Origin of the sequence: Streptomyces sp. V4I8 (genome assembly GCF_041261225.1) — a bacterium.
Lineage (GTDB): Bacteria > Actinomycetota > Actinomycetes > Streptomycetales > Streptomycetaceae > Streptomyces.
Genome location: NZ_JBGCCN010000001.1, coordinates 2,166,122 through 2,186,768, shown reverse-complemented (window position 1 = coordinate 2,186,768; position 20,647 = coordinate 2,166,122). Strand labels below are relative to the sequence as shown.

Genomic DNA, 20,647 nt, shown 5'->3' with positions numbered 1-20,647 from the left:
ACGACCCTTGATCGGCAGCTGTTGATCCCGTTTGATCACGTTGATCAGCGGCCATGAGTCACGCATGCCCATGATGAGACATGGATGTCTCACATGCGCTACTCTCGTCTCATGGCCGTTGATCGAGACCACGTGCTGCGCGCCGCCGCCGCCCTGCTGACCCGCAAATCCACGGCGACCATGGACGAGGTCGCCAAGACGGCCGGGATCAGCCGCGCCACCCTGCACCGGCATTTCGCCGGGCGCGACGCGCTCGTCCGGGCGCTGGAGTCGCTCGGGATCGCGGAGTGCGAGGCCGCGCTGGACGCCGCCCGCCTGGACGAAGGGCCGGCGCGTGACGCCGTGCACCGACTGGTCCGCGAGATCGAGCCCTCGGCCGGACTGCTCGCGTTCCTCTACACCGAGAACCAGCTGTTCGAGGGCGAGCAGCAGAACGCCGGCTGGACACGCATCGACGACCGGGTCGCCGCGCTGTTCCGGCGCGGCCAGCAGAGCGGTGAGTTCCGTATCGACCTCACCCCGGCCTGGCTCACCGAGGCGCTCTACGGCCTGCTCGGCTCGGCGGCCTGGGCGGTCGCGGAGGGCCGCGTCGCCCGCAACGACTTCACCCACATGATCGTCGAGCTGTTGCTCGGCGGCGCACTCAGAAGAGAGGAATCATGACCAGCACCCTGCGGCCGGCGACGACGAGCGAGGCGGTGACCAGGCGTCCCGGCCGTTGGCTCGCGCTGTCCGTCCTCGTACTCGCCGTGCTGCTGGTGGCCGTCGACGCGACCGTCCTCGGTCTCGCGACCCCCTACATCAGCGAGGACCTGGCGCCCTCCGGCACCCAGCTCCTGTGGATAGGCGACGTCTACTCCTTCGTGATCGCCGGTCTGCTGGTCTCGATGGGCAGCCTCGGCGACCGCATCGGCCGTAAGCGGATCCTGCTCGTCGGCGCCACTGCGTTCGGCGCGATATCCGTCCTCAACGCGTACGCGACGACACCGGAGATGATGATCGTCGCCCGGGCGCTGCTCGGTGTCGCGGGCGCCACCCTGATGCCCGCCACGCTCGCCCTGATCCGCAACCTCTTCCACGACCCGCGCGAACGCAGCCTCGCCATCGGCATCTGGGGCGCCACCGCCTCCGCCGGTACGGCCGTCGGCCCGATCGCCGGTGGCTTCCTGCTCGAACACTTCTGGTGGGGCTCGGTCTTCCTGATCAACCTGCCCGTGATGGTGGTCCTCGTCCTCGTCGGCATCAAGCTGCTGCCCGAGTCGCGCAACCCCAGCCCCGGCCCCTGGGACATGATCAGCGTCGCCCTCTCCCTCGTCGGCATGATCGGTGTCGTGTACGCCGTCAAGGAAGCGGCCGCACACGGCTTCACCTGGGCCACGCTCGCCGCGGGCCTGGCCGGCGCGGGCGCGCTGTACGCCTTCGTACGCCGCCAGCTCACGTTGCCGTCCCCGCTGCTGGACATGCGGCTGTTCCGCCACCGCGGGTTCAGCGGCGCGGTCCTGGCCGACCTGCTGACCATCCTCGGCCTGTCCGGCCTGGTCTTCTTCCTCTCCCAGTTCCTGCAACTCGTGCAGGGCAGGGGCCCGCTCGAGGCGGGTCTGGCCGAACTGCCCGCCGCGATCGGCGCGGTGGTGGCCGGTCTCATCGCCGGTCGGGTGGCCCGTCGCTACTCGGTACGGGCCGTGGTCTCCGGCGGCCTCGCGGCCATCGGTCTCGCCCTCGCCGCGCTCACGGTGATCGACCGCACGACGGGTTACCCCCTGCTCGGTGCCGCCCTCCTGGTGGTCGGCGTCGGCGCGGGCTTCTCCTTCACGGTGACCTCCGACGTGATCCTCTCCAGCGTGCCGAAGGAACAGGCGGGCGCGGCGTCGGCGGTGTCGGAGACGGCGTACGAACTGGGCGCGGCCCTGGGCATCGCGGTGCTCGGCTCGATCGTGACCGGCGTCTACCGGGACTTCACCGGTCCGGCGGGCACTCCGACGGAGGCCCACGAGTCGCTCGGCGGCGCGGTGGAAGCGGCGGCGGGGACGCCGGCGCAGACGTCCGAGGCGATGCTGGACGCGGCCCGGAGCTCCTTCGTCGACGGCCTCGCCCTGGCGGCGGGAGCGGGAGCGGCCGTACTGCTCGCGGCGTCGGTGGCGGCCTGGTTCCTCCTCCGCGGCCAACGGCTGGAGAACACGGCCTGAGAACCGCGCGGGGCCACTGACGGAACGCGACCCCGCCACCGGACAGGAAAGGCCGACAGCTCCGCCCGGTCCGCTCGCAGGGCAACCAACTGCGGGTGGGCCGGGCGGCATCCGATCTGCGGCTCCGCCACGCGGGCGGGCCAGGCGACAACAACGAAGGCCCACGCTGGGGCCGGCTGACCCGCCGGGCTACCCCTCAGGGGCGCGGGGCTGTATCGATGTGCGGCTCCGCCGCGTGGGCGCTACAAGCCACGACGCACCCGCACCCGAAGTGAACCCGCACTCCCTACAACCCCCCCGGCCCAACCAGCGGAGCTACGCCGCTTCCTTGGCCTTCGTGGCGTACATGTCCACGTACTCCTGGCCGGACAGCTGCATGACCTCCGCCATCACGGAGTCGGTCACGGCCCGCAGGACGTAACGGTCGCGGTCCATCCCCTCGTACCGGGAGAACTCCATGGCCTCACCGAAGCGCACCGTCACCTTGCTCGGCCGCGGCATGCCCGCGCCGCCCGGCTGGATCTTGTCCGTGCCGATCATGGCGAACGGCACGACCGGCGCGCCGGTCATCAGCGTCAGCCGCGCGATGCCCGTACGCCCCCGGTACAGCCGTCCGTCGGGAGACCGCGTGCCCTCGGGGTAGATGCCGAAGACCCGGCCCTCCTCCAGGATGCGACGGCCGGTCATCAGCGCCGCTACCCCGCCCTTGCCGCCGTCCCGGTCGACCGGGATCATGCCGACCCCGGTGAAGAACCAGGCCATCAGGCGGCCCTTGAGGCCCTTGCCGGTGACGTACTCGTCCTTGCCGATGAAGAAGACCTGACGGTCGCAGACCAGCGGCAGGATCATCGAGTCGATGAACGTGAGGTGGTTGCCGGCCAGGATGACCGGACCGTCGCCCGGAATGTGCTCCGCGCCCTCCACCTGTGGGCGGAACATCAGGCGCATGATCGGTCCGAGCACTGCCTTGATGAGCGCGAAGCGGGACAACGGGCCCTCCGGGGTCAAGGGGATGGCGAGGGATCTGTATAAGTCTGTGCAGGTGAGGACGATACTCGCGGTTCCCGGGCTCCCGCACATCGGGTGGGCCGACTTCACCGAGGCCTTACGCACTGTTGACGTACGTTTACCTGCGGTGGCGCGTCGTGGAAGGCGCGTAACCGGCCCGCCATGATGTGACGGACATCGCCCCGAGGACACCCCGGACGGGTCCCCCGCACCGCCGCACCCATTCCGACGGACCGTCACCTCATCGTTCCGGTACGACATTCAGCGTCACCCGCGAGTTCCGCCGCAGGTCTCCCATCCGTCACGCACGCGCACCTACGATCGGCGCGCACTGAATGAGCGGACGGCCAGGGAGGGCCCACATGGGAACCCAGGAGAACGAGCAGGCGGGCGTAACCGGACGGCGGATGCTTCTCGGGGCGGCCGTGCTCGGCGCGGGCGGAGCGGTCCTCGGGCTGTCCGGTACGGCGAGAGCGGCCGAGGCCCGGCGCGGCGGCGGTGGCGGCGGGCTGAAGAGCCTGCCCAAGCCGACGATCATCGGCCACCGCGGCGCCAGCGGCTACCGGCCCGAGCACACCCTCGGCTCCTACCAGCTGGCCCTGGACATGGGCGCCGACATCGTCGAGGCGGGCGACCTGGTGCCCACCAAGGACGGCCACCTCGTCTGCCGGCACGAGCCGGAGATCGGCGGTACGACCGATGTCGCGGACCATCCCGAGTTCGCCGACCGGAAGAAGACGAAGTCCCTCGACGGCGTCTCCACCACCGGCTGGTTCACGGAGGACTTCACGCTCGCCGAGCTGAAGACCCTGCGCGCGACCGAGCGCATCCCGGCCAACCGCCCGCACAACACCCTCTACAACGGCCGCTGGGAGATCCCCACCTTCGAAGAGGTCCTGAAGTGGCAGGACGAGCAGACCCGGGGGCGCGGCAAGCAGGTCTGGATCTACCCCGAGCTCAAGCACCCCACCTACTTCCGCAAGCAGGGCCTGGCCCTGGAGGAGCGGGTCGCCAAGGTGCTGCACAAGCACCGCAAGGACCGGCGGAACTCGCCGGTCATCCTCCAGTCCTTCGAGCCGACCAGCATCCAGCGCCTGAACAAGCTGGTCGACAACCCGCTGGTGGTCCTGCTCTCCGGCGCGACCAGCCGCCCCTGGGACTTCGTCGAGACGGGTGACCCGCGTACGGTCGCGGACCTGATCAAGCCGGCCGGCCTCAGGGAGATCGCCTCCTACGCCCAGGGCATCGGCCCCACCCTGGACCTCGTCATCCCGAAGGACGCGGGCGGCAACCTCACCACCCCCACGACGTTGGTGAGCGACGCGCACAAGGTCGGCCTGATCCTGCACCCCTACACGATGCGCAACGAGAACCCCTTCCTCCCCACGAACTTCCGCAAGGGCACCGACGCGGACGCCTACGGCGATGTCTTCGGCGCCTACCGGACGTACTTCGCCACCGGCATCGACGGTGTCTTCACCGACAACCCCGACACGGGGCTGCTGGCCCGCGAGGACTTCGTCAACAGCTGAGACCCGCGCCCCGGTTGGGGTGACTGTCGGCCGCCCGGGCAACCCCCTGCCCGGGCGGCCGCGTCGTGCCGCATATGACGCACGACCTGGTTGCCGCCCTGCGCCCCCTGCTCCTCGCGGAGGCCTCCGCCGAGGCACAGGCCTCCGGATCCGAGCCGGGCGACCTGGAACAGGCGGTCTGGCTCCGCCTCCTGGAACGCCTCGACTCGGACGGCCCGCCCCCGGACCCACCGGGCTGGCTGCGCCGGGCCGTGCGCTCCGAGGCCCGCCGAAGCCGCCGTACGACCCGCCGTGAGCAGCCGTACGAGCACGAACCCGCCGCCGACCGGGACGGCCACGACCCGGAACACCTCGCCCTCGCGGCCGCCCGCCGCCGCGCCCTGCGCGAAGCGGTCCGCCGCCTCCCCGGCCGCTGCCCCCGTCTCGTCGAGGCCCTGCTCTCCCCGCAGGGCCCGACATACCGGGAAATCGCGGGGGAGTTGGGTATCTCACAGGGGAGTCTCGGCCCGGAACGTTCCAGATGCCTGGGATGTCTGCGCCGATTGCTCACATCGGAGGTTGCGGTCCGCGAAGCGCGGGGATAGGAGTGGGGGACGACAGGTGATCAGGTGAGCGGGAGGCGTGCGCACATGGGCATGAGCGTGACCATCTCTGCGGCGACCGAGCAGGACGCGGAGCAGATCTTCAGGCTGCAGTACCTGTGCTTCCAGAGCGAAGCGGCGCTGTACGGCAACTACCGCATCGACCCGCTCGTCCAAACCCTGGACTCGGTCCGGGCCGAGGTCGCCGCGGACTGCGTCTTCGTGGCACGGCTCGGCGAGGAGGTCGTCGGCTCGGTCCGCGGCAGCGTCACCGCGGACGGCGCCGCCGCCATCGGCAAGCTCTGCGTCCACCCCCGCCTCCAGGGCCACGGCATCGGCGCGAGGCTGCTGCGCGCCGCCGAAACGGCCCTCACCGAGCAGCGCGGCGCCAAGCGGTTCCGCCTGGAAACGGGCCAACGCAGCGAGGGCAACCTCCGCCTGTACCGCAAGGTGGGTTACGAGGCGGTGGGCACGTCGAAGGGCGCCGACGGCGTCCCGATGATCGTCCTGGAGAAGCCGGCCGGGAATTACGCGACAACAGCCTGACGCGGGGAACCGCGCGATCGACCACGGACGAGCCGCAGCCGCCTGACACCCTCAGGCGGCATCCCCGTGAGGCGCACGCTTCCGCAGCCAATACAGCGCGGACAGCGGCAAAAGCACCGGAATGAAGACGTACCCCATGCCGAAGTCCGACCACACGGTCGCATCGGGGAACGCCGACGGCTCGACCATGGTCCACGTGCCCACGGTCAGCACGCCCGCCAACTCGGCCGCGCAGCAGACCCGCGCGGCCTTGCGGGCCGTCTCCCCGCCCCGCACCAGCGTGTACGTGATGAACCCGTACACGAGCCCCGCCACCGCCGACAGCGCATAGGCGAGCGGCGCCCGGTCGAACTCCGTCGCGATCTGGTACGCCGATCGAGACACGGCCCCGACCACCATCACGCCGTACAGCCACACCAGCAGAATCCCGGGACCGCTGATCAGCCGCTTCCTGGTGGGCCTGTCCTCCGTCACGGCCACCTCAGCCTCCCCAGATGTCATAGAGCCGCACCTCCAGCACGGCCAGCACCACACCGCCGGCGGCGACCGTCACCGAACCCCACTTGGACCGCTCGGCCAGCGACATGAAGCCCGCGGCCGGAATGCACGCGAACGAGCCCAGCAGATACGCCACGAAGATCGTCGTGCCCTGCTCCGGCTGCTCGCCCCGCGCCAGCAGCACGATGCCGACCACCAGCTGCACCAGGGCCAGCACCGTCACCACGGCCATCCCGATGAAGTGCCAGTCCTTGGTCGGCTGATCACGGTACGCCGCCCACCCGCACCACGCGGCGAGCAGCAGCGCGGCGACCCCGGTCACCAGCGTCAGGGCATCAAACATGCGGCGAGCCTATTACGGCCCAAAAGGCCTGATGCCGCCGACCCCGGAGGTCAGCGGGCCCCGTAGGGTCCAGACCATGAAGTTCCACGCACGCGCCCTCCTCTTCGACAACGACGGCACCCTCGTCTCCTCCCTCGACTCCGTGGACCGCTGCTGGGCCCGGTGGGCCGGCGAGTACGGGATCACGGCCGAGGAGTTCGGGCGGATCGAGCTGCACGGGCGGCCGGCCGTGGAGATAGCCGCCGACCTGCTGCCCGCCCACGTCGTGCCCGAGGCCCTCGCCCGGATCGAGACGCTGGAGGTGGAGGACGTGCCGAACGGCGGCGTCCATCTCCTCCCCGGCACCAAGGACTTCCTCGACTCGCTGCCCGCCGACCGCTGGGCCGTCGTCACCTCCGCCACCCGGCGGCTCGCCGAGGCCCGCCTCGACGCCGTCGGCATCCTGCCCAAGACGCTGATCGCCGCCGACGACATCACACGCGGCAAGCCCGACCCCGAGCCCTACCTCCTCGCCGCACGGCAGCTCGGCGTCGACCCGGCGCACTGCGTCGTCTTCGAGGACGCCCCCGCAGGTCTCCAGGCCGGTCGCGCCGCCGGGATGACCACCGTGGCGTTCACCACAACCCACCAGGCCCATGAGCTCGACGCCGACCTTGTGGCGCGGGACCTGTCGGCCCTGTCCGCCCTGGTCACGGACGCCGGGATCGAGATCTCCGTACGCGGCTGAGCGCTGTCCGCCGATGTCCGCCATGTGGACAGCGGCGGCCGGTAAGGACCGTAGGTCTGGTTTACTGATCGCATGACCACGACGAGCTGCCGCACCCTTGCGACCGAGGCGACCCTGACGCCCGGTGCTCGTTGTATGTGTCGAATGTGCGCCTTCTAGAGGGCCCCCGCACCACCGCTGAGCCTCGCGCCCCGAAGCGAGAGCCCGCTCATGTCCGCCCGTACGCCCCGCGTAGGTGACTGAGCCGCGCCCCGCGCACACGATTCTCCACTCCGGTTCCACCCGCGCTTGCGAGAACCGTGCTGCGTTCTGGCTGCCTTCGACCATGAACGCCACGTGCCCGGCGCCCACGAGGTGCCGCGCACTCGACAGTGACGGAAACCCCCAGTGATCACCACAACGGGCCTGACCAAGGTCTACCGCTCACGCGGCCGCGAGGTCACCGCCCTCGACGGCGTCGATCTGCATGTCCGCGAAGGAGAGGTCTACGGCGTCATCGGCCAGTCCGGCGCCGGCAAGTCCTCCCTCATCCGCTGCGTCAACCTGCTGGAGCGCCCCACCGCCGGCACCGCGACCGTCGCCGGCCAGGACCTCACGGCCCTGGCCGGCCGCGGACCGCGCGCGGGCAAGGAACTCCGCCAGGCGCGCAGCCGTATCGGCATGGTCTTCCAGCACTTCAACCTGCTGTCCTCCCGGACGGTCCAGGACAACGTCGAGCTGCCGCTCGAAATCCTCGGCAAGTCCGGCAAGGAGCGCTCCCGCAAGGCGCTCGAGCTGCTCGACCTCGTCGGCCTCGCCGACAAGGCCAAGGCCTACCCCGCCCAGCTCTCCGGCGGTCAGAAGCAGCGCGTCGGCATCGCCCGCGCCCTGGCCGGCGACCCCAAGGTGCTGCTGTCCGACGAGGCCACCAGCGCCCTCGACCCGGAGACCACCCGCTCCATCCTCCAGCTGCTGCGCGACCTGAACCGGCAGCTCGGTCTGACCGTCCTGCTCATCACCCACGAGATGGACGTCGTGAAGTCGATCTGCGACTCCGCCGCGCTCATGGAGAACGGCCGCGTCGTCGAGTCCGGCACGGTCAGCGAACTGCTCGCGACGCCCGGCTCCGAACTGGCCTCCGCGCTCTTCCCGGTCGGCGGCGAGGCCTCCGCCGACGACCGCACCGTCGTCGACGTGACCTTCCAGGGCGAGGCGGCCACCCAGCCGGTCATCTCCCAGCTCTCCCGCACCTACAACATCGACATCTCGATCCTCGGCGCCGCCATCGACACCGTCGGCGGCCTCCAGGTCGGCCGTATGCGCATCGAACTGCCCGGCCGCTACGAGGACAACGTCGTGCCGATCGGCTTCCTGCGTGAACAGGGCCTGCAGATCGACGTCGTCGGCCAAGAGGCCCGGGAGTCCGTCTCCGCGCTGGTGAAGGAAGGTGCCAAGTGACCTGGTCCGAGATGCAGCCCCTGCTGGAGCAGGCGTGTTGGGACACCCTCTACATGGTCGGCTGGTCCACCCTCATCGCGGTCGTCGGCGGCCTTCCGCTGGGCATCCTCCTCGTCCTCACCGACCGGGGCGGCCTGCTCCAGAACGTCCTCGCGAACAAGGTCATCGGGCAGATCGTGAACGTCGCCCGCTCGATGCCGTTCATCATCCTGATGGTCGCGCTGATGAGCTTCACACGCTGGGTCACCGGCACGACCATCGGCCGCGAGGCCGCCATCGTGCCGCTCGCGATCGGCGCGATCCCGTTCTTCGCCCGCCTTGTCGAGACGGCTGTCCGGGAAGTGGACGGCGGGCTCGTGGAGGCCGTGCAGTCGATGGGCGGCAACACCTGGACCGTCGTCCGCAAGGTCCTCGTACCCGAGTCCCTGCCGTCCGTCATCGCCAGCACCACGACCACGATCGTCGCCCTCATCGGCTACTCCGCCATGGCCGGCACGGTCGGCGCGGGCGGCCTCGGCGACATCGCCATCCGCTACGGCTACCAGCGCTTCGAGACCGAGCTGATGTGGCTCACCGTCGCGATCCTCGCCGTCGTCATCTCCCTCATCCAGTTCGCCGGCGACTACGCGGCCCGCTCCCTGCACCGGCGGGGCGGCACATCGGGCCCGGCGCCGAAGCTGCGGCTGCTGAAGGCGTCCACGGCGACGAGCAAGACCGTCTAGGTCCAGCTCCCCCCCCCAGAACTCCCCGCACACCCAAGTCGGGGTCGCACCACCCATAAGGAAAGGCACTTTTCGTGCGTAACACCGCCAAGTTCACCACTGCCGTCCTCGCCGCCGGAGCCCTCACCCTCGGGCTCACCGCGTGCGGCTCGGACAAGGACTCCGGTTCCGACGCGAACGCCCCGCTGAAGGTCGCCGCCACGCCGACCCCGCAGGGCGAGATCCTCACCTACGTCAAGGACAACCTCGCGAAGAAGGCCGGCCTCGACCTCGAGGTCAAGGAGTTCACCGACTACGTGACGCCGAACACGGCCGTCCAGCAGGGTGAGGTCGACGCCAACTACTTCCAGCACCAGCCGTACCTGGACGACTTCAACAAGAAGAACGGCACCGACATCGTGGCCGTCCCGAACGCCACGGTGCACCTGGAGCCGCTCGGCGTGTACTCCCAGGGCGTCAAGAAGCTCACGGACCTCAAGAAGGGCGCCACGGTCGCCCTGCCGAACGACACCACCAACGAGGCCCGCGCCCTGAAGCTCCTCGAAGCCAACGGCGTCATCAAGCTGAAGGCGGGCGTCGGCTACGACGCGACCCCCAAGGACGTCGCCTCCAACCCCAGGAACCTCCAGTTCAAGGAGCTCGAGGCGGCCCAGCTGCCGCGCTCCCTCGGGGACGTCGACGCCGCCGTCATCAACGGCAACTACGCGCTGGAGGCCGACCTCAGCCCGGCGAAGGACGCCATCGCCGCCGAGTCGCCCGAGGACAACCCGTACGGCAACTTCCTCGCGGTGAAGAAGGGCGACGAGGACGACCCGCGCGTGCGGAAGCTGGCGAAGCTGCTCACCTCGCCCGAGGTGAAGAAGTTCATCGAGGACAAGTACGACGGAGCGGTCGTCGCCGCCTTCTGACGGCGCGTATACGGCGTATCGCCACGCACGGGGTCCACTCCATCACTTGGTGTGGACCCCGTGGTGCATCCGAGTGCTTTCATGCTGCATGCTGGGCAGTTCAGCAGGCCCTGAAGGTTTTCCGAAGGTTACGGAGCGGCGCATGACTAGCACCTTCCCCAACATCTCCATCAGCACGGAGCGGTTGGTGCTGCGTCCCCTCGATGAGGACGACGTGCCCGCACTGGCCGAGATGATGAACGACGAGCAGGTCGGCGCCTGGACCGACGTCCCCCAGCCCTACACCGAGGACCGGGCCCGCACCTGGATCACCGGGTACGCGCCCACCGAGCGGGAGGCCGGCCGCGGGCTCGACCTCGCCGTCACCGAGTTCCTCACCCAGCGCCTGGTCGGCATCGTCCAGCTCGCCAAGACCAACTGGCATGTCCGGTCCACCGAGATGTCGTACATCATCGCCCCCTGGGCGCGCGGCGAGGGCTACGCCTCCGAGGCGGCGCTCGCCACCGCGCAGTGGCTCCTCGGCGACCAGAAGTTCGAGCGCATCGAGCTGCGCACGGCCGCCGACAACACCGCCTCCCAGCAGGTCGCCCAGAAGATCGGCTGTATCAGCGAGGGCGTCCTGCGCAACGCCTGCATAGCGCACGTGCGCACGGAGGACGGCACCTGGACCGACGTACGCACCGACTTCATCGTGTGGAGCCTCCTCCCGGAGGACCTCGACGGCGCCGGGGAGCAACTGGCCGACACCGGCGGCTTCACCTCGTTCGGCGACTGGAACTGACGGGAACCGAGAACCCCCGGGCACCGGCGGCGCCGACCCGCCGAACAGGTACGCTCACGGAGCCTGCCCCTCGGGCTGCCCGACGACGACCTGCGCGAACCCTGGAGACTGACGACGATGGCCGACCGCGTCACGGTGATCGGCTGGGACGGCTCGCCGCTGACCGCCGCGGCACGCTCCGCCCTCGGTGCCGCCACGCTCGTGGCCGGTGCCGCCCACCACTTGGCCCTCCCCGAGGTGCCGCCCGCCGCCGAGCGCATCCGCCTCGGCAGCGTCGCCCTCGCCGCCCGCCGGATCGCCGGCCACCGCGGCACCGCGGTGGTGCTCGCCGACGGCGACCCTGGGTTCTTCGGAGTCGTACGGACCCTGCGCGCACCCGAGTTCGGCCTGGAGGTCGAGGTCGTCCCCGCCGTGTCCTCGGTCGCCGCCGCCTTCGCCCGGGCCGGCATGCCCTGGGACGACGCCCAGGTGGTCGTCGCACACCGGCGCACCCTGCGACGCGCGGTGAATGTGTGCCGCGCCCACACCAAGGTCGCCGTCCTCACCTCACCGGGCGCCGGACCCGCCGAACTCGGCCTGCTCCTGGAGGGCGTGCACCGCACCTTCGTCATCTGCGAGGCGCTCGGCAGCGAACGCGAGGGTGTCACCGTCGTCACCTCCGACAAGGCCGCCGACTACACCTGGCGGGACCCGAACGTCGTCATCGTCATCGGCGGCAAGGTGGCCGCGGCGGAGGGCGGCGGATGGATCGCCGGCCGCGACCCGGGCGCCGGACCGCGCGGCTGGACCCTGCCCGCCGAGTCCTACGGCGGTCTCATGGGCGAAGGCGAACTCGAACCGCTCCGCGCCGCCCAACTCACCCGGCTGGGCCCGCGCGTCGGCGACCTCGTGTGGGACATCGGCTGCGGCAGCGGCGCCTTCTCCGTCGAGGCGGCCCGGGCCGGCGCCGCCGTCATCGCCGTCGACCGCGACCCGCAGGCCTGCGCCCGCACCGAGGCCAACGCACGCGGCTTCGGCGTCCAGCTGCAGACCGTCCACGGCACGGCCCCGCACGCGCTGGAGAACCTCCCCGAACCGGACGTCGTACGCATCGGCGGCGGGGGAGCGACGGTCGTCTCGGCCGTCGCCGACCGGCGTCCGCAGCGCATCGTCACGCATGCCGCGACCCGTGACGCCGCCGAAATCGTCGGACGCGACCTCAGCGCGCACGGCTACGACGTCGAGTGCGCCCTCCTGCAGTCCGTCGAACTCGACACGCGGGCCTGGACGGAGCGGGAGCGCAGTGTCGCGTTCCTGCTCAGCGGGGTATTGCCCGACCGCACCGCGTGACCGGGTAACCGTCCCCGTGATCCTGTTGTCGTACCGCGCGCGGTAGGCTGGCCGATCGTTGTACCGCACTCGGTCGCCCGGCACTTCGTCGGTCAATGTCCGGAAAAACACGCCCCGTTTGGGGTGGGTGTGGTACGGCGGAACCGGAGGACGCGCAACGTGGCGCAGTCCACAGCGGCCTGTCGCGGATCAGCCTGTCGCGACGGCCGAATGGCCACGACAATGCCACTCAATGGCTTTGTCGCCTTTTTTGGGCGGGTCGTTCGTGCCGCTGGGCAGGCACGCTCGTTCTTCACTGCGGGGGCGGTCGGTGCGCCGTTCCCGGTGAGCTGGTCGTAGAAGCACTAACCGATGGGCGAGGGGTACGCATGACCGACACCGGCCAGGTCCCGGGCGAGGGACTGCCGGAGAGCGCAGGCATGGTGGAGCAGCCGGGCGCCTCCGCGGCGCACGGTTCGTACACCTACCTCTCCGAGAGCACCGCCGAGGACGAAGACCTGCTGCTGCCCGGCTCGCACGGCGCCTGGGGCAACGAGGTCGCCCCGCCCGCGCCGGAACCGCTCGTCGAGGCCGTGCACCAGCCGGACGCGCACGAGATCTCCGGCCGCGACAGCGGTTCGGTCGACCTCAGCGCCGTCCGCCTGCCGGGTCCGTCGGCCCCCACCGCGCCGATTCCGCCGATCACTCCCCGGCGCCCCCTGCACCTCGGCCCGCCCATTCCCGACGCCTCCGCCAGTCCGGTCCGCTCCCTCGCCGACCGCGGCGCCGTCGGCGCACCGGTCCGTCAGCCCGGTCAGGTCCCCGCCGGCCCCGAGTACCTCGACGTCCCGCAGCCGGCGCCCTGGGGCGCCCCCGCACCGGCCCCGGCGCCGGTGACCGTCGAGGCGTCGGCTGCCGAAACGGTTGTCCCGGCCGGACAGCCGGTGGGCGTTGCACAGGCGGTGGTGGCCCCGGAGGCCGGCACCGCGCATGGTGCCGCACAGGGCGGCGAGGCCGGTGTGCCCGCCCCGCAGGAGGGTGTGTACGGCGGTCAGGAGCCGTCCGTCGTGTCCGCCGCGGTTCCTGCGCCCGAGGCCGACGAGGTCGCCGCGGCCGTGGCTGCCGCGGATGCCGGTGAGAGCGCGGTGGCTGACGTTGCGGGCGGTACGCCTGCCGAGGAAGCTCCGGTGAGCGAGACCGACCCGGGCGCCGCGCAGGTTGCCGGAGTTGTCGACGGACCGGAGGACGGTCAGGACGCTGAGCCCGGCCAGGCTTCGGGGGACTTGGCCGCCGGTGAGGCGGTCGAGGTCCCCGTGGGGGGAGCCGCGCAGGTCGCCGAGGCCCCGGCGGTCGAGGTGGTCGGCCAGGATCCCGAGGGGTCCGCATCTGAAGCCGCTCAGGTCCCCGAAGCCGCTCAGGCCCCTGAAGTCGCTCAGGCCGCTGAAGTCGCTCAGGTTCCCGACGCCGCTGCTGACGCCGGCCAGGTTTCCGAGGCACCCGAGGCCGAGGTCGGCCAGACCTTCGAAGGCACCGCTGCTGAGACTTCCGTTCCCGAGGCCGCGCAGCTTCCTGAGGCGTCCGTCCCCGAGGCCGCGCAGCTTCCTGAGGCGTCCGTCCCCGAGGCCGCGCAGCCTCCTGTGGCCCCTGCGCCTGAGGCCGCGCTGCTTCCCGATGCGCCCGCCGCTGAAGCCGAGGCGGACCTCGGTGCCCCGGCCCCTGAAGCCGAGGCGATCCCGGGTGCCCCCGCCCCCGAAGCCGCCCAGGTTCTGGACGCTGCCGTGCCGGAGGCTCCCACGCAGGTCGCCGAGCCCACCGAGCCGGAGGCTCCTCAGACTCCTGAGACCCCGCAGGCTCCTGAGGCCCCGCAGGCTCCCGAGGTGCCGCAGTCCCCGGAGGCCGCCCAGTTCCCGGAGGCCGCTCAGGCCCCCGAGACCCCCGCGCCGGCCCCGGCTGACCCCCAGCCGATGCCGGAGGCCACGCCCGTCCCGCCCGCACCGGAAGGGGCGCAGGTCGCCGATCCCGCCGCTTCCGCCGATGCCGAGCAGCTCGCGCCGGCCGTGCAGCCCACGGACGCCGTCGCCGAACCCACGGACGCCGTCTCCGCCGTCGTAACCCCCGAACCTGCCCCGCAGCCCTCGGACGCCGAGCCGCCCGCCCAGCAGGAGGGCGAGCCCGTCGTCCTGGTCGCGCAGCCCGCCGAGGACCCGCAGCAGGCGCAGGCCCTCCCCGAGGTCGTTCCGGATCCGCAGGCAGCGGACGCGAGCGCACCCGTGCCCGAGGCGGAAGCCCCGGTCGCGGCCCCGGCCGAGATCCCGGAAGCCGAGCAGGCCCCGGACGTCGCCGTCGAGTCGGCAGTGCCCGCCCAGCCACTCGCCGCGGCGGACGCCGACCCGCAACCGGCCCAGGCCGAGCCCGCCGGCGCCCCGGAGCCGTTCGTCGCCGAACCCGCCGGCCCGCAGCTCAGGTCCGTGGCCCAGCCCGTGCAGGTTCTCGTGGACGCGGTCCAACTGCCCGTCGAGCACGCGGAGTCCGGCCAGGGCGAGGCCGGCATCCCTCAGGAGCCCGCGGCCGACCAGCCCCTGGGTCAGTTCGTCCCGGTCGAGGGATCGGTGCCGACCACCCCGCACCTCGCCCCGACCCCGCCGCAGCCGATCGTCCTCCCGGCGGAGGAGCCGGCGGCTTCCGTCGCCGCGGTCCCCGCACCCCGCGACAGCGACCCAGAACTCGTACAGAACGCGGAGGACCTGGACACCCGGGCCGCCGATCAGGAAGACCCGCAAGGACCGGCAGCCCCGGAAGAAGAGAGCACGGCGGCAGTGGAAGAGGCACGACAGCCCACCGGCCCGGCCGCGCCCGCCTACGACGACGCCGAACGCGAGGCCGTCCTCAAGGTCATGCGTGAGCGTCGCGACATCCGCAACGGCTTCCGCAGCGACCCCATCCCGCACGAGGTCCTGCTCCGGGTCCTGGAGGCCGCCCACACGGCGCCCTCCGTCGGGCACTCGCAGCCCTGGGACTTCGTCGTCATCCGCTCCGCGGACACCCGGCGCACCATGCACGAGCTGGCCATGCGCCAGCGCGAGGCGTACGCCAAGTCGCTTCCCAAGGGCCGGGCGAAGCAGTTCAAGGAACTGAAGATCGAGGCCATCCTCGACACCCCGGTGAACATCGTCGTCACCGCCGACCCCACCCGCGGCGGCCGCCACACCCTCGGCCGGCACACCCAGCCGCAGATGGCCCCGTACTCCGCGGCCCTCGCGGTGGAGAACCTCTGGCTCGCCGCCCGCGCGGAGGGCCTCGGCGTCGGCTGGGTCAGCTTCTTCGACGAGCGCGAGATGGTCCGCGCCCTCGGCCTGCCCGAGCACCTGGAGGTCATCGCCTACCTGTGCGTCGGGTACGTCGACGAGTTCCCGGACGAGCCCGAGCTGATGCAGGCCGGCTGGTCCAAGCGGCGCCCGCTGTCGTGGGTCGTGCACGAGGAGACGTACGGCCGCCGTGCCCTGCCCGGTGAGGAGCCGCACGACCTGCTCGCCGAGACCGTCGCCCAGATCCGCCCGCTGGACGCCAAGGCGCTCGGCGAGGCCTGGGAGCGGCAGAAGCGGATGACCAAGCCACCCGGCTCGCTCGGCATGCTGGAGATCATCTCCGCACAGCTGTCCGGGCTGTCCCGGCAGTGCCCGCCGCCGATCCCCGAGCCCGCGGCCGTCGCGATCTTCGCAGGCGACCACGGCGTGCACGCCCAGGGCGTCACCCCCTGGCCGCAGGAGGTGACGGCCCAGATGGTCGCCAACTTCCTCGGCGGCGGCGCGGTCTGCAACGCGTTCGCCGGCCAGGTGGGCGCCGAGGTCTGTGTCGTGGACGTCGGTGTGGCCGCGGACCTCCCGGCGACGCCGGGCCTGCTGCCGCGCAAGGTCCGCGCGGGCACGTCCGACATGACGACCGGCCCCGCGATGACCCGCGAGGAGGCCAAGCAGGCCATCGAGGTGGGCATCGAGACGGCCCGCGACCTGGTGGCGGCCGGCAACAAGGCCCTGCTGACGGGCGAGATGGGCATCGCCAACACGACCGCGTCGGCGGCCCTGATCTCGGTCTACACGGACACCGACCCCGCCGAGGTGACGGGCCGGGGCACCGGCATCAACGACGAGACCCTCGCCCGCAAGACCGAGGTCGTCCGCCGCGCCATCGAGGTCCACCAGCCCGACCCGGCCGACCCCATCGGCGTCCTGGCGGCGATCGGCGGCTTCGAACACGCCGCGATCGTCGGCCTGCTGCTGGGCGGCGCGTCGCTGCGTACGCCGGTGATCCTGGACGGCGTCAGCGCCGGCGCCGCCGCCCTGGTGGCCCGGGCTATCGCCCCCGAGGTCCTGGCCGCCTGCATCGCGGGGCACCGGAGCGCGGAGCCCGGCCATGTGGCCGCCCTGAACAAGCTGGGCCTGCGTCCCCTGGTCGACCTCGACCTCCGCCTCGGCGAGGGCACGGGCGCGCTGCTCGCGCTGCCGCTGGTGCAGAGCACGGCCAGAGCGATGCACGAAGTGGCGACGTTCGACTCCGCGGGCGTCACCGAGAAGTGAGTTCGGGCCGGGCCGGGGGTATGCGTTCCTGCGCGTCCCCCGGCCCCGCCGTACGCTGAGCCCACGTTTAAAATCCGCACGTCAGGGCTGCTCCAGCGCCGTAGCACCCATCGCACCGCCAGCACGAGGAGCCGCACCCTCATGGCCGAACACCCCGCCTACCCCGTGGGCCTCCGCCTCACCGGCCGCCGAGTCGTCGTCCTCGGTGGCGGCGAGGTCGCCCAGCGCCGTCTTCCGGCACTCATCGCAGCGGGCGCCGACATCACGCTCGTCTCGCCCGAGGTGACCCCGTCGGTCGAAGCCATGGCGGACGCCGGAGAGCTCACCTGGGAGCGGCGCCCCTACGCGGACGGCGACCTCACCGACATCTGGTACGCCCTCATCGCCACCAGCGACCACGACGCGAACACCCGCGCCTCGGCAGAGGCCGAGCGCAACCGCGTGTGGTGCGTGCGCTCCGACGACGCCGACGAGGCCACCGCCTGGACCCCGGCGACGGGCCACAGCGAGGGGGTCACGGTCGCCGTCCTCACCACCGACGCCAAGGGCCGCGACCCCCGCCACACCGCCGCGATCCGCGACGCCGTCGTCGAGGGCCTGCGCGACGGCACCCTCGTCGCCCCGCACCACCGCACCCGTACGCCGGGAGTCGCGCTGGTCGGCGGCGGTCCCGGCGACCCGGACCTGATCACCGTGCGCGGCCGCCGCCTGCTCGCCGCGGCCGACGTGGTCATCACCGACCACCTGGGCCCGCGCGACCTGCTCACGGAGCTGCCCCCGAACGTCGAGGTCATCGACGCCGCGAAGCTGCCCTACGGCCGGTTCATGGCCCAGGAGGCCATCAACAACGCGCTGATCGAGCACGCCAAGCAGGGCAAGTCCGTCGTACGCCTCAAGGGCGGCGACCCCTTCGTCTACGGGCGCGGCATGGAGGAGGTCCAGGCGCTGGCCGAGGCCGGCATCGCGTGCACGGTCGTGCCCGGCATCTCCAGCTCCATCTCGGTCCCGGGCGCCGCCGGGATTCCGGTCACCCACCGGGGTGTCGCCCATGAGTTCACCGTGGTCAGCGGCCATATCGCCCCGGACGACGAGCGTTCCCTGGTCGACTGGCCGTCCCTCGCCAAGCTGACCGGCACCCTGGTCATCCTCATGGGCGTCGCCACGATCGGGAAGGTCGCCGAGACCCTCATCGCCCACGGCAAGTCCCCGGACACGCCCCTCGCCCTGATCCAGGAGGGCACGACGGCCGCCCAGCGCCGGGTGGATGCGACGCTCGCCACGGCCGGCGAGGCGGTGCTCGCCCACGAGGTGAAGCCGCCGGCGGTCATCGTCATCGGCGAGGTCGTGACCGTAGGCCCCGGCCCCTCCGCGTAACCGCGGGTAACACAACCCGTACCGAACCGTTGGCACCGCACCCAGGACAAGGCAGTATCACCCTGTGGCCGATCTCATCACCGTCGATGACCCGAACGACCCGCGTCTGCACGACTACACGGGCCTGACCGACGTCGACCTGCGCCGCAAGCGCGAACCGGCCGAGGGCCTGTTCATCGCCGAGGGCGAGAAGGTCATCAGACGGGCGAAGGAAGCCGGCTACGAGATGCGGTCGATGCTGCTCTCCGCCAAGTGGGTCGACGTCATGCGCGACGTCATCGACGAGCTCCCCGCCCCGGTGTACGCGGTCAGCCCGGACCTCGCCGAGCAGGTCACCGGCTACCACGTGCACCGCGGCGCGCTCGCCTCGATGCAGCGCAAGCCGCTCCCGACGGCGACTGAGCTGCTGCGGGCCGCCCGCCGGGTGGTGGTCATGGAGTCGGTCAACGACCACACCAACATCGGTGCCATCTTCCGCTCGGCCGCCGCCCTCGGCATGGACGCGGTCCTGCTCTCCCCGGACTGCGCGGACCCCCTGTACCGCCGCAGCGTCAAGGTCTCCATGGGCGCGGTCTTCTCCGTGCCGTACGCCCGCCTGGACACCTGGCCCAAGGGCCTGGAGTCGGTGCGCGAGGCGGGCTTCACGCTCCTCGCGCTCACCCCCGACGAGAAGGCCAAGACCCTCGACGAGACCGCCCCGCACCGGATGGACCGGGTCGCCCTGATGCTCGGCGCCGAGGGCGACGGCCTGTCCACCCAGGCCCTGGTGGCCGCCGACGAATGGGTCCGCATCCCGATGGCCCACGGCGTCGACTCCCTCAACGTCGGCGCGGCGGCCGCGGTCGCCTTCTACGCGGTGGCCACCGGCCGTCCCCGGATCTAGGTGTGCTGTCCGGAGAGGTTGGTGACGCGGCTGGCTGGTGTTTGGCCGCTGATGCCGGTGTGGGGTCGGTGGTAGTTGTACCAGTCCAGCCAGTCGGGAAACGCTGCCTGGCGTTCGGCGTCTGAGGTGTAGGGCCGGTGGTAGGTCCATTCGTCGAGCAGGGTGCGGTGGAAGCGTTCGACCTTGCCGTTGGTCTGTGGCCGCCAGGGACGCGTCCAGCGGGGGCTGATGCCCAGGTCGTGGCAGGTCTGGCGCCAGGTGTTCTTGGTGTAGGCCCAGGCATTGTCGGTCAGGACCCGCTCGACGGTGACGCCGCGTGCCGCGAACCAGGCGACCGCTCGCTGGAGGAAACCGGCGCAGGTGGCGGCCTTCTCGTCGGGCAGGTCTTCGGTGTAGGCCAGGCGGGAGTGGTGGTCCAGGGCGGTGTGGAGGTAGGCGTATCCGGTGCCGGTCTTGTTGCGGCGGCCGTCGGCGCGGCCGAGGACCTTGTGGCCGCCGCCGTCGGGGATGCGGCCGAGCTTCTTGACGTCGATGTGGACCAGTTCGCCGAGCCGGCTGCGTTCGTAGCGGCGGACGGGTTCGCCGGTGGCCCGGTCGGTGGCGGCCAGGACGGGCAGGCCGTGCCGGACGAGGATGCGGTGGGCGGTGGAGGCGGCGATGCCGCATCGGGCGGCCAGCCGGACGGGGCCGATGTGGTGCTCGCGCCTGAGCCGGACGACCTGTCGTTCCACCGCGGCCGGCGCCTTGCGTGGGCTGTGATGAGGGCGGCTGGAGCGGTCGTGCAGGCCCGCTGCTCCGTGCCGGCGGTAGCGGCCTGCCCAGCGGGCGGCGGTGGTGTGGCTGACCTGGAAGCGTTCCGCGGCCCGTCGCAGCGGCCAGCCGTCCTCGACGACACACCGGGCCAGACGCAGCCTGCCGGTCGGCGTCAGCGGGGCGTTACGGTGGGACAACGAGGGCCTCCTGGCAGTCGGTTGTAGATCTCGCAATCCACACCGAACCCAGAGGCCCTCGCCCCGTTCAAGGACCAGCCAAGGCGTGTCGCCTGTCACCAACGTCCCCGGACAGCACACCTAGGCCGTACGGCGACGGCGCGGCGCGAGGCGATCGTCGCGGTCCGGCTCCGCGCCGACCGCCTGCTCGCCATCCGACGCGGCCCCGCCGTCGCGCGCCCCGGCTGCTGGCAGCCGATCAGCGGCGGGATCGAGCCAGGGGAGTTCCTGTCCCTGGCCCCGGTCTTCG

The 20,647-nt window shown here is 71.7% G+C and carries 18 protein-coding genes; 14 read left to right on the top strand and 4 right to left on the bottom strand.

The window, feature by feature from the left end; translation table 11 throughout:
• The first annotated feature begins 111 nt into the window (after positions 1 to 111).
• Together ABIE67_RS09910 and ABIE67_RS09905 are read left to right on the top strand one after the other, a co-directional pair.
• Complete coding sequence (locus ABIE67_RS09910) at positions 112 to 663, top strand: TetR/AcrR family transcriptional regulator (protein ID WP_370255917.1); 552 nt, start codon at positions 112 to 114, stop codon at positions 661 to 663.
• Positions 660 to 2,186: an MFS transporter gene (locus tag ABIE67_RS09905; RefSeq protein WP_370255916.1), complete on the top strand. Its 1,527-nt coding sequence runs from the start codon at positions 660 to 662 to the stop codon at positions 2,184 to 2,186. The genes ABIE67_RS09910 and ABIE67_RS09905 overlap by 4 nt, the downstream gene beginning before the upstream one ends.
• 315 nt (positions 2,187 to 2,501) lie before the next feature.
• Here ABIE67_RS09905 and ABIE67_RS09900 read toward each other — a convergent pair whose 3' ends face one another.
• Positions 2,502 to 3,176, bottom strand: a complete 675-nt coding sequence (locus ABIE67_RS09900; protein WP_370255914.1) for a lysophospholipid acyltransferase family protein — start codon at positions 3,174 to 3,176, stop codon at positions 2,502 to 2,504.
• Positions 3,177 to 3,556: 380 nt separating this feature from the next.
• Here ABIE67_RS09900 and ABIE67_RS09895 point away from each other — a divergent pair, with 380 nt between their 5' ends.
• From ABIE67_RS09895 to ABIE67_RS09885, 3 genes are all read left to right on the top strand, one after another.
• Positions 3,557 to 4,726: a glycerophosphodiester phosphodiesterase gene (locus ABIE67_RS09895; protein WP_370255913.1), complete on the top strand. Its 1,170-nt coding sequence runs from the start codon at positions 3,557 to 3,559 to the stop codon at positions 4,724 to 4,726.
• A 74-nt stretch (positions 4,727 to 4,800) separates the two neighbouring features.
• Positions 4,801 to 5,310 (top strand): RNA polymerase sigma factor, encoded by a 510-nt coding sequence (locus ABIE67_RS09890; protein ID WP_370255912.1) that lies wholly within the window; start codon positions 4,801 to 4,803, stop codon positions 5,308 to 5,310.
• A 45-nt stretch (positions 5,311 to 5,355) separates the two neighbouring features.
• Positions 5,356 to 5,853, top strand: coding sequence for a GNAT family N-acetyltransferase (locus tag ABIE67_RS09885; RefSeq protein ID WP_370268405.1), 498 nt, complete (start codon positions 5,356 to 5,358; stop codon positions 5,851 to 5,853).
• A gap of 51 nt (positions 5,854 to 5,904) precedes the next feature.
• Here the strand turns inward: ABIE67_RS09885 and ABIE67_RS09880 are convergent, their stop codons facing one another.
• Together ABIE67_RS09880 and ABIE67_RS09875 are read right to left on the bottom strand one after the other, a co-directional pair.
• Positions 5,905 to 6,354 carry a hypothetical protein gene (locus ABIE67_RS09880; RefSeq protein WP_370255911.1) on the bottom strand — a complete coding sequence of 150 codons (450 nt, stop codon included), beginning with the start codon at positions 6,352 to 6,354 and terminating at the stop codon, positions 5,905 to 5,907.
• A complete protein-coding gene (locus ABIE67_RS09875; protein ID WP_370255910.1) occupies positions 6,335 to 6,694 on the bottom strand; it encodes a hypothetical protein in 360 nt (119 codons plus the stop codon). Before ABIE67_RS09875 ends, ABIE67_RS09880 begins: the two co-directional genes overlap by 20 nt.
• A 76-nt stretch (positions 6,695 to 6,770) precedes the next feature.
• On the opposite strand from ABIE67_RS09875, the gene ABIE67_RS09870 reads away from it, so the two are divergent.
• From ABIE67_RS09870 to ABIE67_RS09830, 9 genes are all read left to right on the top strand, one after another.
• On the top strand, positions 6,771 to 7,421 hold the full coding sequence (locus ABIE67_RS09870; RefSeq protein ID WP_370255909.1) for an HAD family hydrolase: 651 nt from the start codon (positions 6,771 to 6,773) through the stop codon (positions 7,419 to 7,421).
• A 387-nt stretch (positions 7,422 to 7,808) separates the two neighbouring features.
• Entirely contained in the window at positions 7,809 to 8,858 is a 1,050-nt protein-coding gene (locus tag ABIE67_RS09865) for a methionine ABC transporter ATP-binding protein (RefSeq protein WP_370255908.1), read from the top strand.
• A complete protein-coding gene (locus ABIE67_RS09860; RefSeq protein ID WP_370255907.1) occupies positions 8,855 to 9,580 on the top strand; it encodes a methionine ABC transporter permease in 726 nt (241 codons plus the stop codon). Before ABIE67_RS09865 ends, ABIE67_RS09860 begins: the two co-directional genes overlap by 4 nt.
• A gap of 74 nt (positions 9,581 to 9,654) precedes the next feature.
• The gene (locus ABIE67_RS09855; protein ID WP_370255906.1) at positions 9,655 to 10,488 is read left to right on the top strand and encodes a MetQ/NlpA family ABC transporter substrate-binding protein; all 834 of its coding nucleotides are present in this window, start codon (positions 9,655 to 9,657) and stop codon (positions 10,486 to 10,488) included.
• A gap of 142 nt (positions 10,489 to 10,630) precedes the next feature.
• The gene (locus ABIE67_RS09850; RefSeq protein WP_370255905.1) at positions 10,631 to 11,269 is read left to right on the top strand and encodes a GNAT family N-acetyltransferase; all 639 of its coding nucleotides are present in this window, start codon (positions 10,631 to 10,633) and stop codon (positions 11,267 to 11,269) included.
• A 117-nt stretch (positions 11,270 to 11,386) separates the two neighbouring features.
• Positions 11,387 to 12,598, top strand: coding sequence for a precorrin-6y C5,15-methyltransferase (decarboxylating) subunit CbiE (gene cbiE, locus ABIE67_RS09845; RefSeq protein ID WP_370255904.1), 1,212 nt, complete (start codon positions 11,387 to 11,389; stop codon positions 12,596 to 12,598).
• 368 nt (positions 12,599 to 12,966) lie between these two features.
• Entirely contained in the window at positions 12,967 to 17,151 is a 4,185-nt protein-coding gene (gene cobT, locus ABIE67_RS09840; RefSeq protein WP_370255903.1) for a nicotinate-nucleotide--dimethylbenzimidazole phosphoribosyltransferase, read from the top strand.
• 141 nt (positions 17,152 to 17,292) lie between these two features.
• Positions 17,293 to 18,525 (top strand): uroporphyrinogen-III C-methyltransferase, encoded by a 1,233-nt coding sequence (gene cobA, locus ABIE67_RS09835; RefSeq protein ID WP_370255902.1) that lies wholly within the window; start codon positions 17,293 to 17,295, stop codon positions 18,523 to 18,525.
• Positions 18,526 to 18,589: 64 nt separating this feature from the next.
• Complete coding sequence (locus tag ABIE67_RS09830; protein ID WP_370255901.1) at positions 18,590 to 19,408, top strand: TrmH family RNA methyltransferase; 819 nt, start codon at positions 18,590 to 18,592, stop codon at positions 19,406 to 19,408.
• Here the strand turns inward: ABIE67_RS09830 and ABIE67_RS09825 are convergent.
• Positions 19,405 to 20,358, bottom strand: a complete 954-nt coding sequence (locus ABIE67_RS09825) for an IS481 family transposase (protein ID WP_370255900.1) — start codon at positions 20,356 to 20,358, stop codon at positions 19,405 to 19,407. The two genes, ABIE67_RS09830 and ABIE67_RS09825, sit on opposite strands and share 4 nt — an antisense overlap.
• Positions 20,359 to 20,647: the final 289 nt, after the last annotated feature.